We start from the raw sequence: 16,700 nt of genomic DNA, 5'->3' as shown, positions 1-16,700 counted from the left end.
GAGGACCTCACCGCGGGCGGATGCGGGCGAGGCTGTCCGCGAGGCTGGCGAGCCACCGGTCGACCTCCACGAGGTGCCGGACCGAGCGCGGGTTGCCCTCGCTGAGCAGCGGACGGATCCGGTCGAGTTCGCCGGCACAGCCGGTCGGGACGGGCAGCGGGGCCGAGGCGCGGCCGTGCGCCACCTCGCCGGCGAGGTCGTACGCCGAGCGCAGTTGCCCGGCGGAGTCCCGCAGCAGGTCGGCGGCGGCGGGCCAACCGGCGAGGCAGCCGGGCGGGTTGCGTCGCAGCAGCGACTCGGCGCCGGGCACCACGTGGTGCCCAGCGCTGAGGACGGCGTCCCAGTTCACCTGCCGGTGGTGCGGGCCGTGCCGCTCCGAGTGGTACTGGCAGTACGACGAGTCGACCAGGATCATCCGCTGCCGGACCCGGTCCAGGGCACGGTCCGGAGGCGGAGCGGCGCCGAGCACCGCCCGAATGGTCTGCTCGACGGCATCCGCGCTGGCCGCCAGGTAGCGGGTGGCGTTGAGCCGCAGGTCGTGGCCCGCGCCACGCGGCCACATCGCCACGCCGACGAGCACGCCGATCACCACCCCGAGCAGTACGTCGACGAGACGGGCCTCGGCGAGCCGCCACCCTTCGGCGTTGAGTTGGGCGAAGACGCCCGTCAGCAGCACCGTGAACAGCGCCTGCTGCCACACCGGACCGAGCAGGCGACCAACACCGAAGGCCAGCATCAGCGTGATCGGCAGTACGACCGCGTAGATGATCGGCTGGTCGACGACGAGCATCAGCCCGCCGCTGACGATGGCACCGGCGATCGTGCCCAGCACGGCCGGCCGCAGCGCGGTGCGGGTGTCGGCGGCCGAGGTACGCAGGACCGTTAGGGTGGCCAGCAGCACCCAGAAGCCGTGGGTGAGCTGCAACAACCCGGCGGCGACCCGGGCGATGGCGAGCGCCACGGCCAGCCGCACCGAGCTGTGCAGGTGGGCTGAGCGGGGCGCCAGGTGGGCGCGGAACTGCCACCAGTACAGCCTCCAGGGGCTGTGTCGCGCGTACTCGAAGAGCCCTGAGTAGGCGTCCTCGCCCTCGAGCCGCGACCCGGTCGCCACCCGGACACCGACGGCGAAGATCCGCGCCTGGTCGGCGACGGCCAGTGCCGTCGCGTCCCGACACAACCGGGGGACGTCCGGCGCGTCCCGGCCGTCGCCCTCTCCTTCCGGGTACGCCACCTCGGCTCGCCCGATCGCGGCGTCCAGGTCGCCGAGTTGCACTGTTGGGGCACCCGGCGACAGGACCCGGCCGGTGGCGCGGGTCGTGTCCGCACACACGCGCAGCAGACGCGCCGCCGCCAGGTCCGGGATCGGCTCCGACGGGGTGTCCGCCGCCAGCCGGACCGCCTCGGCGAAGACCTCCCGCAGCGCGGCCGCGCAGATCCGCAGCGCACGATCCCGAGCGCCCGCCGCGCTGGGGGCCCATTCGGGAGGGTTGCGGCCCAACTCGATGGCGGCGATCAGCTCGGATGCCCGTTCGCGCCGTGTGTCCCGGCCACCCGGATCGGCCTGCGGCTCGGTCAACCCGTCGGCGGCGGCATCGAGGAACGCCGCGACGCCGTCCGCCGCCTCGGCGAGGCGCTGCCGGTAGGAGACCGGCACCGGGTCGGGCCAGAGGAACGCCTCGGCCGCGGCGAGCAGCACGATGCCGAGCGTGACCCCGCCGAGTCGCTCCGGCACGGTGCCCGGCTGGTACGGCGGGAAGGACGCCAGGATGTAGAAGAGCTGAAACGCGCTCGCCAACCCGACCAGGCGTGGGTTGCCAACCCCGGCGAACGCCACGACGAAGCCGACGACCAGCATGCCGCCGGCGGCCGCCCAGGTGCTCCATGCCAGCAGCGAGCCCGCCACGATCAGCGCCCAGACCGCCGGTAGGGACGTGACGAGGATCCGCGCCCGCTGCGGCGCCGGACCGGGCAGTTGCGCGAACGACCCGGCGGCGATCGTGCCGAACAGGCCGTAGGTGGCGAGCACCGCGCTGCCCACGCCGTAACGGCAGCTGTAGAAGACGACGGACGCGACGAGCGTCAGGCGTGCCGCTCGCCGCAGGATGGCGTCCCCCGGGTCACGGCGGCGGAGCCGGCCAAGGAGGCTGGATCCGAGCACGCCTGCTCCCCCGGGTTCGTCGCAGCACCCCTCCCCGACCCATCATTGTCCGCCGCCTCCCCGGTGCCGGCGGTTATCGCGCCGAATCACCGTCGCGAGGTCCCGAACAGGCCGAGCCGCAGGGCCCGCAGCAGGGTGCCGGGGCGACTCAGGGTCGCCGGGTGGTCGAGCATGGTGGTGACCCGACCCAGCCGGGCGTTGAGCACCGGATCGGTCAGCGACGCCCGGAAGAGCAGATCCCCGAACCACTTGGTGACCTTGTACCCGGGTGGGTACGGCCCGTCGACGTGCGGAAGCTCGATGTCAGCGGTGGTGGAGATCTGCCAGGCGGCGTCGACGACCACACGGACCTGGTCGAAGTACGCCCGCGCGGGCTCGTCGTGCGGTTGCGGGCCCGAGCGCAGGTACGCCGACAGGCAGGAAGCGTGCAGTGTCGCCGAGGTCATGCCCTGGCCGTACACCGGGTTGAAGGACGCGACCGCGTCGCCGGCGGCAACCAACCCGGCGGGCAGGCGGTCGAGCTTGTGGAAGTCACGGCGTCGGCTGTCCGCCTGGTGGTAAGTGACCACCCCGCCCAGCATCTCCGCGCGCTCGGCGATGTCGCCGAACATCCGCGGATAGTGCTTCCGGCAGCGGGCGGTGAAGTCGGCGACGTCGCGGCTGGGCCGGTCCTCGTCGTAGCCGGCCACCAGCATGATCCAGCGGTCCCCCTCGACCGAGTTGATCCCACCGATCCGGGCCGTACGCCCCTTGCCCGCCATGGTGTGGAAGACCGCCACCCAGGCGTCGCTGACCTTCTCGTCGCGCTTGTAGAGCGCCGTCGCGTAGTTCAGCTTGATCGGCATCCGTTGCATCGGCGGGCGGGGCCACCCGTGCTCGGCCAGCCAGTCGCTGAGCCGGCTGGACCGCCCCATCGCGTCGACCACCAGGTCCGCCGGTTCGACGAGCGGCTCGGTGCCGCCCTCGGGCACATACCGGGCGGCGGTGACACGCCGCTCGTCGAAGAGCAGACCCTCGGCCCGGCCGTACACGATGCGGATGTTGTCGACGGCCAGCGTCCGCCGTCGGACCAGCGCTTCCAGGAACGGACGCGTGGTGATCAGCGCCGGCCCGGTGTCGGTCGCGGCCGGCGGCAGCCCCAGCACGCCGTTGACGAAGACCTTCGCCGTGCCCTGGTCGCTCGGCGGCGGAGGAGCACCGAGCGCGAGCGCCTCGTCGGCGATGCCGGGAAACCAGCGTTCCAGCTGGACCTGACCGGCGGGCAGCAGCGCGTGCACCTGGCTGCCCTGGGGCACACCCGGCCGAGGCCCGGCATCGACATCGGACGGGTCCCGTTCGATGATCAGCACTTCCTCGGCGTGGTCGCTCAACACCCGAGCGGCCATCAGCCCGGCCATGCTGCCACCGAGCACCACCGCGCGTCGCATGAGCACTGGTGTCTCGACCGGTGGTTCCGCCGTCGCTATCTCCGCGAAGAGCCGGGAAGGAGAGGGGGACATGCGATCACTCCTCGAACGGTCGGGAAAGCTCGGCATTCACGACCGTAACCATCGGAGCGCCCGCAGTCAGCGCTCAGATGGCCTTCCACTTCTGGTTCGCATTCCCGGTGCACTGCCAGAGCTGCAGTCGGGCGCCGTTGTCCGGGTTCTGGTCGAGCACGTCGACGCACCTGTCCGCCTTGGTGTTAACCAGGTCGTAGGCCTTGTTGAGGGTGAACTTCTGTGACCCCGCGCCGGTGCAGTCAGCCAGTTGGATCGCGGCCCCGTCTTCGGTGGAGTGGCCGGCGACGTCCAGGCACTTGCCCATCGAGCGGACCGTGCCGTCCGCGGGGAAGGTCCACAGTTGCTTGGCGGTCCGACGGCAGTCCCAGATCTGCAGTCGCGCACCAGCGGTGGCGTTGCCGTCCGGGATGTCGATGCAACGGTCACTGGCGAAGCTTTGGATCTGCTTCCCGGCGGGCGCGTTGCTCTGCGTCGGGGAGGGCGGCGGCGGGGCCGGCGGTTGCTGCGGCGGATTCCCCGGAACGGTTGTCGCACCGTTGGCCGTCCCCGGTGTCGGCTGCCCCGCGCCTGCCGACGGCGGCGGGCCGGCGGGTCTGGACGGCGAGCCGCCCGCGACCGGCACGCCCTGGACCGGCATCCCCTGGAAACCGTCTGTGATCAGCGCGAAGACGCCCGCGCTCGCCGACCATTCGGCGGCCGCGGTGGTCCAGCCGATGGAGTACGCGTGCCCGTTGTGACCGATGAACGCACGGCTCACCGTGTGCAGCGGCGTGCCGTCCTCGTCGGTGTGGGTCCACTCCCATTCGGCGGCCCGCACCTGGTAGCGCAGCGCGGCGAGCCGGACCTGCCGGTAGTCGGCGTACCGCTTGCGCTCGACCGTCTCCCGCGCCCGCAGCTCGGCGACGAGGTCCGCGGGAACGGACCGGAGTTCGTCCACCACGAGCACCCGGCTGCCGTCCGGCTCCTGGAACTCGGCCCGCTCACCGTCGCGCCGCACCCGCCAGCCGTCCGGCACCGGTACGAGGAAACGGGGATCGTCGCGGTAGTAGTGCCATCCCGCGGGCGCTGGTGCGAGTTCCCGGGAAACCGGCGATTCGGCAATCGGTGACGGGTCGACGGCGGGCGCCGCCACTCCGCCGGCCCCCACACCGCCGAACAGCCCGCGGTTCAGCAGGGACGCGGTCACCAGCAGGACGACCAGCAGCGCGGCGGCGGCGATCGAACCGATCAGCCGAGCCCGGCGCTTGCGACCCGACCCCGCCACCGGCGTGTCGGCGACAGACGGCGGCACGTCGGCGACAAGCTGCGGTGCGTCGGCGACAAGCTGCGGCGGCGCGGTCGGACCGGACTCGGCGGTGACGAACTCGGGCACGATCTTCGGACGGGGCCCGTCGGTGGTGGCGGTGGCGGTGACCCGGGTTACCGGCCCACCTCCGGTGCTCCCCGGGGTGACCGGCTCGTCCGGGATGGCGGCCTGGCGCAGGAGCCGCTCAGCCTCCTCGGCGGTGATCCGCTGGTCCGGCTCCCGGCGCAGCAGTCCTTCGAGGAGCGGGGTCAGCCGACCGGCTCGCTGCGCCGGCGGTGGCGGCTCGGTGGCGAGCGCCGCCAGCGTGGCGATCGGGGACGACCGCTGGTACGGGGTGCGTCCCTCGACCGCCGCGTAGAGGGTCGCACCGAGCGACCAGAGGTCGGCGGCCGGACCGACGTCGCCGTCGGTGGCCCGCTCCGGCGCGAGGAACGCCGGCGAGCCGAGCACCATCCCGGTCTGGGTCATGCGTGGGTCGCCGGGGAGGGTGGCCAGACCAAAGTCGGTCAGCACCACTCTGCCGTCGTCGGCGAGCAACACGTTGGCCGGCTTGACGTCGCGGTGCAGCACGCCGGCCTGGTGGGCAGCCCGTAACGCGCCCAGCACACCGAGCCCGATGTGCGCGGCGCGGGCCGGCGGCATCGGCCCCTCGTCGTCGAGCACCTGCTGCAGGGATCGGGACGGGACGAGCTCCATCACGATCCAGGGGTCGTCGGCCGAGTGCAGCACGTCGAAGACGCGTACCACGTTGACGTGGCCCAGGCGGGCGACGGCCCGCGCCTCGCGCATGGACCGTTCGCGCAACTCCCGGCGTTCGTCGTCACGCAGGCCGGGCGGTGCCACCAACTCCTTGATGGCCACGTCGCGCTGCAGCATCTCGTCGCGGGCCTGCCATACGCGGCCCATCCCGCCCTGACCGAGGGGGCGGACCAGCCGATAGCGATCGGCAATCAACTGTCGAGTGGCGTCTGGCACGACAGGAAGGTACCCGGCGAAGATTACGTGCCCAATTTTTGATGGCAGGTGGAAAAGCGACAGTTGGATATGTCACATGCAAGATCGACTACTGATCGATCGTTCATTTCGACATCACTCCACTATTGGCGCGGCCACTGTCGCCCAACGCGATGTTACCAACACGTATATCGGCAATGTGCTATAAGATATCGAATGAATTCGAATTCTGCGTGGACCCGGACCACCCGCACCCCGGTCCACCCGGAGGCGGCGGCCGTCGGGTGGGCCCGGCCGATCACCTGGCGGGCCAGCGTGTGCCTGGTCGCGGTGCTGACAGCATGCACGCCCGCAAGCGACGCGCGCCGACCCGACACGCCGCCCGCCGACAGCGCGACCTCGTCGATACGCGAGGGCGGTGCCGGTTTGCCGTGCACGCCCTCGGTAACGTCGATGCCGGAAATACCGGCGGGTTATCGACTGGTCGGAAAAGACGTGGCCGTGCCCGACCGCGCGGTGCTTTCCGTGCAGGACTCCGGGGAGACTGATCGCTCGGCTCGGCTATTCGCCAAATGGGGGCTGGTCGTCCGCGCGGGCGCGGTCGTCGACCTTCAGGTGGCACCGAGATCAGACGGCGAGGCTCGGATCGGATGGGGTGCTCTCAGCCCGCCGGCGGCGACCGTCACGGTGCACGCCTGCGCGCCGGAGGGTGCGCAGGCGCAGTGGAGGGTCTTCGTCGGTGGCACGTGGGTCGCGCGGGCTGCCTGCGTACCGCTCGTCGTGCGGTCGAACGGCCACGAGGACCGCGTCAACCTCGGCGTCGGCGTTGCCTGCGACAAGGCCGCTCCCGCCGAACCTGAGCCGGGACCTGAATGATCGGTAAGCTGGTGCGGCAGCGCAGCCTTGGCCGCGTCAACGACATCGACAGGGATCGAGGAGGCCAGTGCTCACCGTAGCCTCGGCGGACACCACCGCGGTGCCCGAGGGTGAGCGATTCGGATTCTGGCACGACCTGGTGGCACGTGAGTCGGTGCCGATGCGGATCCACAGTGCCCACGCGGCAGACTTCCGTGCCCGGGCCGAGGTCATCAACCTGGGTGAGGTCGTGCTGTCGTCCTGGCGGTACCCATCCCTGGACATGCAGCGCACCGGCACATTCATCCGCCGCAGCGACCCGGAGATGTACCAGTTCGCGCTGCCGCTGTCCGGGCACGGCGGGATGGAGCAGGAGCGGCGGACGAGCCTGTTCACGCCGGGGCACTTCGCCGTTGTCGACACGTCCCGACCCCATCAGTCCTCGCACCAGGGGCGGTCGCAGCGCGACGATCTGTTGACCACCCTGACGATCCTCGTTCCGCACGGTCTCATACCGCTGCATCCCGACAAGATCGCGCGACTCCTCGCCACGAACATCCCCGCCACCGAGGGGATAGGCGTACTGCTCAGCCAATTCGTACGCCAGATACTGACCCACCCGGAGCAGTACCAGGAGAGTGACGTTCCGCTGCTGGGCACCGTTGCCCGAAACCTGATCTCCGCGGCGGTGGCCCAGCACCTGGACCTCACTGACGCTCTACCGACCGAGGTACGCGGCCACACCCTGCGCGTGCGGGTCAAGGCGTTCATCGACGAACACCTCGGCGACCCGGACCTCTCGCCGAGCACCGTCGCGGCCGCGCACCACGTCTCGCTGCGCAGCCTGCACCGAGCGTTCGAGGCCGAGGACCAGACAGTCGCTGAGACCATCCGGACGAAGCGCCTGGACCGGTGCGCACGCGACCTGTGCGATCCCCTGCAACGAGAGCGACCGATCCATAGCATCGCCGCCCGCTGGGGCTTCCCCGCGAAGGCTCACTTCAGCCGGGTCTTCACCGCCACCTTCGGGGTGTCTCCCCAAACCTTCCGTGCCGACCCCTCCGCTCGGCCCGCTCGCGGCCGGTAGTCAGCACCGTTTGCGGCCTCGACCGCGCAAGCTCACCGCCACGCCAGAAAGACCGTGTCGACACTCAGGCTGTCGTTGGCGATCGGGATGCTCTCCCCTCCTGGGCTGGTGGGCACGACCCTGAGGTCGGGGAGCTGACCTGGCTCCCCGTACGGGTCGTTGGGAATGTGGACGGCGACGATGAAGTGTTTCCCGTCCGCCGAGACCAGCATCCCCTCGGCGACGGTGCCGTCGTTCGCGCCGACCACCTCGATCGCGGCCCCCACGGGGTCACCGGAGTGGGCGTCCGCGACCTGGAACGACCCGGACGGGGTTCGGCACAGCACCTGGGCGTCGCTGATCCAGCCCACGATGGCGACACAGTCCCTGACCAGGGTGGCGTTGCCGGCCGATTTCCCGGTCAACGCGATCGACGAGTCCGCGGCGTCGAAGATCCTTCCGAAGACCTTCGGCGCGAACCCGGTGAATCGCCGGCCGTTCGGCGAAACGCGGACCATGTCGGCCTGGATGGCCCGCGGCGGCTTACCCGAGACGGTCAGGGGAAGTTCATGCCCGGCCGCTGGTCCTTCGTCCGACAGGCCCTGGTCGCCCTCGACGGCCCGGGATCCGATCCTCTGCTCCCCGGCAGGGTTCGTGTAGGTGAACCAGACGCTGCGCCCGTCGGGCGCCATCGCGGCGTTCTGCTCGTCGTCGCTCGTCGCGCCGCTCGGGGCTGCGGCGTCGCCCTGGGGGTCACCGCTTGCCACGGAGCCGGCGTGGGTGGCCTTGCCGTCGGGCCCCCGGAACACCACCGCCATGCGGGTGAATCCGAGGTCGAAGAGGGCACGGGCCCGCGGGGCCAGGTGTTCCAGGTCGTCCAGGCGGTAGGGGGACTCGCGGTCCGTGCTCTGCCGGCACAGGTCCACGAGAGGGCTGTTGACCGCCTCCACGCCGTGATAGTTGGAGAAAGCGGCGCTGGCCGGTATGCCGAAGATGCGCTCGTCGAGCGGTTGCCACCCGTCGGGATCCCACGCCTGCACCGAGACGGCCGCGGCGCGCGCGCCGATGGAACAGGTCGCGGTGATGACGGCGCCCTTGCGGGTGAACGGGGTGTCCGCAAGGGCGTACCCGTCGTTGCCCCGGTTTCCAGTGGGCGGGCCGGAGCCCTGCTTCTGTGCTTTCGGCGTCGAGCTGCAGGCCGCGGCGCACAGGACGGCCAGCGCGACCGCCATCATTTTCGGAGCTACACCAGATCGCACTGGTCCCCCTGAGGGTTCAGGTGGCATGGCGTCCAGGGAACCGAGCCGAACACCCACTTCTGTCGAGGGTTCTCGGGTGCGGACTCCGTGTGGATACGGAGAGGGCTCCCGTCGCCGTCGGTCAGTTGGACGTATTCGTCCTGATGGTGGGCGTCCGCGTAGTGGACCTCGATGCCCCACTCGCACGACTGGCCGGGCGGCGCGATCGCCTCCACCCGGAGGGCGCCCGAGGATTGGCCGCCTCCGACCTCGATGTACCGGCTGTCGAAGTAGGGCATGCCCTGACCCTCGGTGTCGTCGGTCAGGACCGGCTCGTCGGCTCGGGGCGGGAGGTGAAGGCTGATCCCTTCGTAGGCCGCTCCGCCCTGCGACGGTCTGGAGACGACCGTCTTCCTGGTGCTCTGCACGCAGGCGAGGTCGACGACCTTCCAGTCGTCGATCATCACGGGATATGCCCGGGTGCTCAGGAAGTTGAGCTTGAACGTGTCGACGTTCTCCAACCTGCCGGACGCCGTCTGCTGTTCCAGGTATCGCTGCGGGGCGTTTACCAGCGAGGACGCGTATTCCAGCGGATGACCACCCAGGTCCCGCAGGTAGGCGAAGGGGGACGAACTGTCCTGCATCTTCTGCGTTTCGTCGGCGGTCAGCTCCCGGTCGAGGACCATCGTCCAGGATTCCGGCTCACCCCGCTCCGGCTGCACGGACACCGTGAATGGCGGCTGGGACGCGTCGACCTTCTTCTGCGAGTCGTTCTCCTTGGCAACGGTCCACGGGATGGCAACGTAGTCCCGCACCGTTTCGAAGGTCAGCGGCACGGCCCCCGCCACGAGGCCTGTCACCAGCGACGCCACGATCCAGCGCCGGTTCTTGCGACGGGACGCTCCGGGACCCGCCCCGAATTTTTCGTAGGCGATCGCCTCGTAGCCCTCGCCGGCTCCGTTCCTGGCGGCAACGGATGCCGGTTGCTGTTCAGCGCCGGCCGGTGCGGCTCCGCGTGGGCCCGGACCGGGCGTTGCCGACTCCTGGGGGGATGCTTCACCACTGACCGGCTTTGACCCCGATGTTTCCTCGGGCGGTGGCGTTGCTGTCATAACCATCGACTGTACGGTCGTTCGTCGAGCCGCAAAGTCCCGAACAATGACCATCCACAGTGGTACCCCAGCGATGACAAGAGAGCCCTGGCCGGGATTGGCAGCCCGGCCAGGGCTCTGCGTATGGCAGGGTCAGGTGTTCGCCCCGACCGTCGCGGCTGAGTCGTCGGAGCGACGCGGCTCCACCTCGTCCGCGTCGTCGTGCTCGTCCAGCATGGTGGCCTCGTCGAACGGGTCGTCGCCACTCAGCACCCCGACCGCGCGGTCCCGGTCGAACTCGCCGGTCCAGGTCCCCACCAGTACGGTCGCGACGGCGTTGCCCGCGAAGTTGGTCAATGCCCGAGCCTCCGACATGAACCGGTCGATGCCGACGATCAGCCCCACGCCGTCGACAAGGTCCGGCCGGTGCGACTGGAGGCCACCGGCCAGCGTCGCCAGCCCGGCGCCGGTAACCCCGGCGGCACCCTTCGATGCGATGATCATGAAGAGCAGCAGCGAGATCTGCTCGCCGATCGACAGCGGCTTGCCCAACGCGTCGGCGATGAACAGTGACGCCATCGTCAGGTAGATCGCCGTACCGTCCAGGTTGAACGAGTATCCGGTCGGCACCGTGATGCCCACGACCGGCTTGCTCACGCCGAAGTGCTCCATCTTCGCGATCAGCCGCGGCAGCGCCGACTCCGACGACGAGGTCGACAGGATCAGCAGGAACTCCCGGCCGAGGTAGCGCAGCAGTCCGAAGATCGAGATCCGCGCCACGAACCAGAGCAACGCACCCAGGAAGACCAGCACGAAGATCAGGCAGGTCGCGTAGAAGCCCAGCATGATCTGGGCGAGGCTCTTGAGCGCGTCCACGCCGGTCGCGCCGACCACGGCGGCCATGGCACCGAACGCGCCGATCGGTGCGAGCCACATGATCATGGCGAGGACCTTGAAGACCACCCGCTGGATGACACCGATGGCGCTCAGCACCGGCTCACCGCGCCGGCCCAGGGCCTGTACGGCGAAGCCGACCAGCAGGGCGACCAGCAGCGTCTGGAGCACCTCGCCCTCGGTGAGCGCGGAGAGCAGGGTGGTCGGGATGATCCCGAGCAGGAAGTCCGCAGTCCCGCCGGCCTCGTCGCCTGCGGCGGCCTTGCCCGCGCCCGCGAGGTCCTGGCCGAGGTCCAGACCAGAGCCGGGGTGGATGAGGTTGCCGACCACCAGGCCGATGGCGAGCGCGACGGTCGACATGGTGAGGAAGTAGCCGAGGGCGAGGCCGCCGACCTTGCCGACCTTCGCGGCCTGCCGCACCGAGCCGACGCCCAGCACGATGGTGCAGAAGATGACCGGGCTGATCATCATCTTGATCAGGTTGACGAAGCCGGTGCCGATCGGCTTGAGTTCCTTGCCGAAATCGGGGGCGACCAGGCCAACCACGATGCCGGCGAACACGGCCACGATGACGGCCAGGTAGAGGTAACGGGTACGGTCCCGGCGGACCGCCGGTGTCGGTGGGGTGGCGGGTGCGGTGGTGTCCATGTCGACAATGTGAAGCGCATCTCACCCGTTGACAGCCTTGCGGTCATTCTGTTCACCGCGAAGCACCAACGGCCGCGAACGTAACGAGGAGGTGATGGAGGTGGCCCGGCGTCAGTGGAGCATTGCGGGGCAACTCTTCGCCCTCCAGGCGATGGTGGTGACGCTGCTCGTCCTGGCCGGCGCGGCGGGTGCCGTCTGGCTGGCCCGCAGCGACTCCCAGCAGGCGGCAGAGGAGGAGGTGCTCGCGGTGGCGCAGACCGTGGCGAGCTCCCCCGACGTCCGTGCGGCCCTCCTGACCGCCGACCCGGCCAGCAAGCTCCAGCCGTACGCCGAATCGACCCGGCACGCGACGGACACCGACTTCGTGGTGGTGATGGCCCCCGACCGCACCCGTTTCTCCCATCCCACCCGGGAACGGATCGGCGAGCCGTTCGTCGGGGAGATCGGGCCCGCCCTGGCGGGCCGGCCGTTCACCACCACCAACGTCGGCACGCTCGGCGAGTCGGTGCGCGCGGTGGTTCCGGTCTTCGACGAGCAGCAGCGCATCGTCGGTCTGGTCTCGGTGGGCATCACCACCCGCGAGATCGACCGCAAGCTGCTCGGCCAGTTGCCGGTGCTGCTCGGTGTCGTCGCACCGGCTCTCGCGCTCGCCGCGACCGGCTCCTGGTTGCTCAGCCGCCGGCTGCGTCGCCAGACGCACGGTCTGGGGCCGGCGCAGATGACCCGGATGTACGAGTACTACGACGCGGTGTTGCACTCGGTGCGCGAAGGCCTCGTCGTGTTGACCGTCGACCGACGGGTGGCGCTGATCAACGACGAGGGCCGCCGGCTGCTGACGCTCGACGTGGACGCACCGGTGATCGACCAGCCGGCGGCCGGGATCGACCTACCGCCCGCGGTGGCTGAGCTGCTCGACTCGGGGCGCGACGCCCGCGACGAGCCGATCCTCGCCGGTGACCGGGTGCTCGTCGCCAACCAGCGCACCACCCGCTTCGAGGGCACGGTGCTCGGCACCGTGCTGACCCTGCGCGACCAGACCGAGTTGCGCGCGCTGGCCAGTGAGTTGGATTCGGTGCGCGCACTGACCGAGGCGTTGCAGGCGCAGACCCACGAGTCGGCCAACCGGCTGCACACCGTGCTGACTCTCGTGGAGTTGGGCCGCGCCGACGAGGCCGTCCGGCTCGGCACCCGGGACCTGGCGCTCGCCCAGCAGCTGACCGACCGGGTGGTCGGCGCGGTGACCGAACCGGCGTTGGCGGCGCTGCTGCTCGGCAAGTCCGCGCAGGCCGGCGAGCGCGGGGTCGACCTGGTCATCGACCCGGACTGCCGCCTCGACGACAGCCCACTGCCGACCGGCGACCTGCTCACCGTGGTCGGCAACCTGGTCGACAACGCCCTGGAGGCGGTGGTCGGCACGCCGGCGCCACGCCGGGTACGGGTCTTCGTCGGTGCGGTCGATGACGAGCTGGTGATACGGGTTGCCGACAGCGGCCCCGGGCTGGCCCCGGAGCGGGTGGCCGACGCGTTCCGGCGCGGTTGGTCCACCAAGAGCACCGGCCGGGGCCTCGGCCTGGCGCTGGTCGGGCAGGTGGTGCACCGGCACGGCGGTAGCTACGAGGTGGCTCGTTCGGACGACGGCGGCAGCCTGTTCACCGTCCGGCTGCCGGGCGGAGGTCAACGATCATGACCGACATCCGGGTACTTGTCGTCGAGGACGAGCCGCTGCTCGCCGAGGCGCACAGCGCGTACACCGAACGGGTGCGGGGTTTCGTCGTGGTCGGGGTGGCGCACACCGCGCGGGCGGCGATGGCGGCACTGCGCGCCAACGACGGTGGCGACGTCGACCTCGTACTCCTTGATTTTCGGCTGCCCGACCTGCACGGCCTGGACGTCTGCCGGGCGTTGCGCGCGGCCGGCAGCAGCGTCGACGTGCTGGCCGTGACCAGCGCGCGGGACCTGGCGGTGGTACGCACCGCGGTGTCTCTCGGGGTGACCCACTACCTGCTCAAACCGTTCACGTTCGCCGCGTTCCGCGACAAGCTGGAACGGTACGCGGACTACCGCGCGCAGGCCCTCGCCGAGGGTGAGGTAGCCGCCCAGCACGAGGTGGACCAGATGTTCGCCACCCTGCGCGGCACCGCCGGGCACAGCCTGCCCAAGGGGCTCGACGCGCAGACCCTCGATCGGGTACGCGCCGCGCTCACCGACGGAACCCGCGCGCAGGTGGGCCTGTCCGCGACCGAGGTGAGCGGGCTGACCGGCATCTCCCGGGTGACGGCCCGCCGTTACCTGGAATATCTGGTGACCATCGACCGGGCGGTCCGCAGCCCCCGCTACGGCACCCCCGGCCGCCCCGAAGTCGAGTACCGACCCCGGTGAGCGAACTGCAACTCGGCCTGAACGACCGGCCCTGACGTGCCATGTATCGATGTCGGAAGTGGGAGAATCGAAGACGACCCGACACGCAGGAGGTGCGCCGTGACGTCGAGCAACGCAGAGCGGATGCCCGAGTGGCCGACGGCTGAGCATGTACCGGCCGAGGAGTTGGCCCGCCGGCAGGGCATTCGGCCCATCGCCTCCGTGGACGACCTGGCACGCCCAGATCTGTTCGAGTCGGACGACGAGTTGGATGCATTCCTCGCCGACCTCTACGTCTCCCGGCGGGCCGGTGCCGCGTGAGTCTCGTCGTCCTGGACACCGATGTGGCATCGGCGATCCTGCGAGGGCGGCTCCCTGACGTCTCCGTGCCCGTCTGGTCGGTAAAACCCTCTGCATCACGTTCGTGACGCTCGCAGAGCTGACCAAGTGGACGGCACTCCGTAGTTGGGGGCCGCGCAAGCTGGCTGACCTCGCGCAGTGGCGGAGCGGGGTCGTCGTGCTCCCCTTCGACGAGGCGGTGGCGGTGACATGGGGGCATCTCCAGGCACGGGCGCAGCACGCGGACGGCCACGGCCGACAAACGACTCCTGGATAGCGGCGTGCTGTCTGGTTGACCGTCTGCCGCTGGCGACGTTCAACGGCAAGGATTTCGCCGACTTCGCCGAGTATGACGGGCTACGCCTCTTCGACGTCTCCTAGGCCGTGCTGAGAGTCCTCGGACATCAGCCGGTCGGGAACCAGGTGGCGGGGCGAAGATCCGTTGTTAGACTTGCGGAGTTGGGTTAGCGGTACGACTGGGGAGACCAGACATGGCGGGTGACGACGACATCTCCGGGTGAGACCGGATGTGTTCGGCCATCGGTTCGGCGCGCTTAGGCGCAGCCGCCGTGGCCATGTCGTCGTTCCACGGTCCCCGTTCCGTCGGGCGGCTTCGGCGCGCCCACCCCACCCTTTGAGGTCACTCGCATGTCTGATGCCTTCATCGTCTGCTCGAACCTGTCCTTCTCCTGGCCGGACGACACCCCGGTCTTCTCGGATCTGTCCTTCACCGTTCCCGGCGGTCGTACCGGCCTGGTCGCGCCCAACGGGGCCGGCAAGAGCACTCTGCTGCGGCTGATCGCCGGAGAGCTGCGGCCCAGCGGCGGTAGCGTCACCGTCGACGGCCTGCTCGGCTACCTCCCACAGACCCTGCCGCTGGCCGGCGACCTGACCGTCGCCGAGGTGCTCGACGTCGCCGAGCGGATCGCGGCGCTGCACGCCATCGAATCCGGCGACGCCAGCGAGGAACATTTCGCCACGATCGGCGACGACTGGGACATCGAGGAGCGCACCCGCGCCGAACTGGACCGGCTCGGCCTGGGTGACCTGTCGCTCGACCGCCGGCTGCACACCCTCAGCGGTGGTCAGGTGGTGTCCCTCGGCCTGGCGGCGCAACTGCTGCGCCGCCCGGACGTGCTGCTGCTCGACGAGCCGACCAACAACCTGGACCTGGAGGCTCGGCACAAGCTCTACGACGTGCTCACCGACTGGTCCGGTTGCCTGCTGCTGGTCAGCCACGACCGGGAGCTGCTGGACCGGATGGACCGCATCGCTGAGCTGGACCAGGGCGAGATCCGCTGGTACGGGGGCAACTTCACCGCGTACACCGAGGCGGTGCAGGCTGCGCGGGAGGTGGCCGAGAGCAACCTGCGCAACGCCGAGCAGGAGGTCAAGCGGGAGAAACGGGAGATGCAGCAGGCCCGGGAGCGCGCCGACCGGCGGGCCAGCAACGCCTCGAAGAACCTGAAGAACGCCGGCCTGGCGCGGATCGTGGCCGGTGGGCTGAAGCGCAGTGCGCAGGAGTCGGCGGGCAAGGCGCAGGAGACGCACGCCGGCCGGCTCGGGCAGGCGAAGGCCCGGCTCGACGAGGCCGGGCGGGCGGTACGCGACGAGGACCGGATCACCGTGGACCTGCCGGACACCACCGTCCCCGGCGGACGCACGGTCTTCTCCGGCCAGGGGATGCGGGCCCGCTTCGACGACCGGGACCTGTTCGGCGGCGACGGCGCGGACCTGGTGATCCGGGGGCCGGAACGGATCGCGCTCACCGGGGCGAACGGCGTCGGCAAGTCGACCCTGCTGCGCCTGATCAACGGCGATCTCGACCCGGCCGGCGGCGACATCCGACGGGCGGACGGGCGGATCGCGTACCTGTCGCAGCGGCTGGACCTGCTGGACCTCGACCGCACGGTGGCGGAGAACTTCGCCGCGTACGCGCCGAGCCTGCCGGACGCTCAGCGGATGAACCTGCTCGCCCGGTTCCTGTTCCGGGGCTCCCGGGTGAACCTGCCCGTCGGGGTGCTCTCCGGCGGTGAGCGGCTGCGCGCGACCCTCGCGTGTGTGCTCTGCGCCGAGCCGGCGCCGCAACTGCTGCTGCTCGACGAGCCGACCAACAACCTGGACCTGGTCAGCGTCGCCCAGTTGGAGAGCGCGCTGTCCGCGTACCAGGGTGCGTTTGTCGTGGTCAGCCACGACGAACGGTTCCTCGCCGAGATCGGCGTGCAGCGCTGGTTGCGGTTGGCCGACGGCCAACTGCGGGAAATCGGGGCCCCCGACCGGGTCTGAGCCCG

Annotated in this window: 12 protein-coding genes; 6 read left to right on the top strand and 6 right to left on the bottom strand. The window is 70.5% G+C overall.

Annotation, left to right across the window (positions count from 1 at the left end):
- Nucleotides 1–7: 7 nt before the first annotated feature.
- The 3 genes from JOD64_RS25085 to JOD64_RS25075 form a co-directional block, all read right to left on the bottom strand.
- Entirely contained in the window at nucleotides 8–2,158 is a 2,151-nt protein-coding gene (locus JOD64_RS25085) for an FUSC family protein (protein ID WP_204944489.1), read from the bottom strand.
- A gap of 86 nt (nucleotides 2,159–2,244) precedes the next feature.
- Nucleotides 2,245–3,657 carry an FAD-dependent oxidoreductase gene (locus JOD64_RS25080; RefSeq protein WP_204944488.1) on the bottom strand — a complete coding sequence of 471 codons (1,413 nt, stop codon included), beginning with the start codon at nucleotides 3,655–3,657 and terminating at the stop codon, nucleotides 2,245–2,247.
- A 73-nt stretch (nucleotides 3,658–3,730) separates the two neighbouring features.
- Nucleotides 3,731–5,941, bottom strand: coding sequence for a serine/threonine protein kinase (locus tag JOD64_RS25075; protein ID WP_204944487.1), 2,211 nt, complete (start codon nucleotides 5,939–5,941; stop codon nucleotides 3,731–3,733).
- Nucleotides 5,942–6,235: 294 nt separating this feature from the next.
- Between JOD64_RS25075 and JOD64_RS25070 the strand changes: the two genes are divergently transcribed.
- Both JOD64_RS25070 and JOD64_RS25065 read left to right on the top strand, forming a co-directional pair.
- Nucleotides 6,236–6,796, top strand: coding sequence for a hypothetical protein (locus JOD64_RS25070; RefSeq protein ID WP_204944486.1), 561 nt, complete (start codon nucleotides 6,236–6,238; stop codon nucleotides 6,794–6,796).
- Between the two features lie 67 nt (nucleotides 6,797–6,863).
- Nucleotides 6,864–7,862: an AraC-like ligand-binding domain-containing protein gene (locus JOD64_RS25065; protein WP_204944485.1), complete on the top strand. Its 999-nt coding sequence runs from the start codon at nucleotides 6,864–6,866 to the stop codon at nucleotides 7,860–7,862.
- Nucleotides 7,863–7,894: 32 nt separating this feature from the next.
- On the opposite strand, the gene JOD64_RS25060 is transcribed toward JOD64_RS25065, so the two are convergent.
- The 3 genes from JOD64_RS25060 to JOD64_RS25050 form a co-directional block, all read right to left on the bottom strand.
- Nucleotides 7,895–9,076 carry a hypothetical protein gene (locus JOD64_RS25060; RefSeq protein ID WP_204944484.1) on the bottom strand — a complete coding sequence of 394 codons (1,182 nt, stop codon included), beginning with the start codon at nucleotides 9,074–9,076 and terminating at the stop codon, nucleotides 7,895–7,897.
- An 8-nt stretch (nucleotides 9,077–9,084) separates the two neighbouring features.
- Entirely contained in the window at nucleotides 9,085–9,939 is an 855-nt protein-coding gene (locus JOD64_RS25055) for a hypothetical protein (protein WP_204944483.1), read from the bottom strand.
- A 384-nt stretch (nucleotides 9,940–10,323) separates the two neighbouring features.
- Nucleotides 10,324–11,712, bottom strand: coding sequence for a cation:dicarboxylate symporter family transporter (locus JOD64_RS25050; RefSeq protein ID WP_204944482.1), 1,389 nt, complete (start codon nucleotides 11,710–11,712; stop codon nucleotides 10,324–10,326).
- Between the two features lie 100 nt (nucleotides 11,713–11,812).
- Here JOD64_RS25050 and JOD64_RS25045 point away from each other — a divergent pair, with 100 nt between their 5' ends.
- The 4 genes from JOD64_RS25045 (at nucleotide 11,813) to abc-f (ending at nucleotide 16,695) form a co-directional block, all read left to right on the top strand.
- Nucleotides 11,813–13,399, top strand: a complete 1,587-nt coding sequence (locus tag JOD64_RS25045) for an ATP-binding protein (protein WP_307813625.1) — start codon at nucleotides 11,813–11,815, stop codon at nucleotides 13,397–13,399.
- The gene (locus JOD64_RS25040) at nucleotides 13,396–14,091 is read left to right on the top strand and encodes a response regulator (RefSeq protein ID WP_204944480.1); all 696 of its coding nucleotides are present in this window, start codon (nucleotides 13,396–13,398) and stop codon (nucleotides 14,089–14,091) included. Before JOD64_RS25045 ends, JOD64_RS25040 begins: the two co-directional genes overlap by 4 nt.
- 99 nt (nucleotides 14,092–14,190) lie before the next feature.
- Nucleotides 14,191–14,391: a hypothetical protein gene (locus JOD64_RS25035; protein ID WP_204946379.1), complete on the top strand. Its 201-nt coding sequence runs from the start codon at nucleotides 14,191–14,193 to the stop codon at nucleotides 14,389–14,391.
- Between the two features lie 666 nt (nucleotides 14,392–15,057).
- The gene (gene abc-f / locus JOD64_RS25030; protein WP_204944479.1) at nucleotides 15,058–16,695 is read left to right on the top strand and encodes a ribosomal protection-like ABC-F family protein; all 1,638 of its coding nucleotides are present in this window, start codon (nucleotides 15,058–15,060) and stop codon (nucleotides 16,693–16,695) included.
- Nucleotides 16,696–16,700 lie beyond the last annotated feature (5 nt).

The organism is Micromonospora luteifusca (genome assembly GCF_016907275.1).
Lineage (GTDB): Bacteria > Actinomycetota > Actinomycetes > Mycobacteriales > Micromonosporaceae > Micromonospora > Micromonospora luteifusca.
Note: the sequence above shows the minus strand (reverse complement) of the source record. Positions and strands in the feature narration are given on the sequence as shown.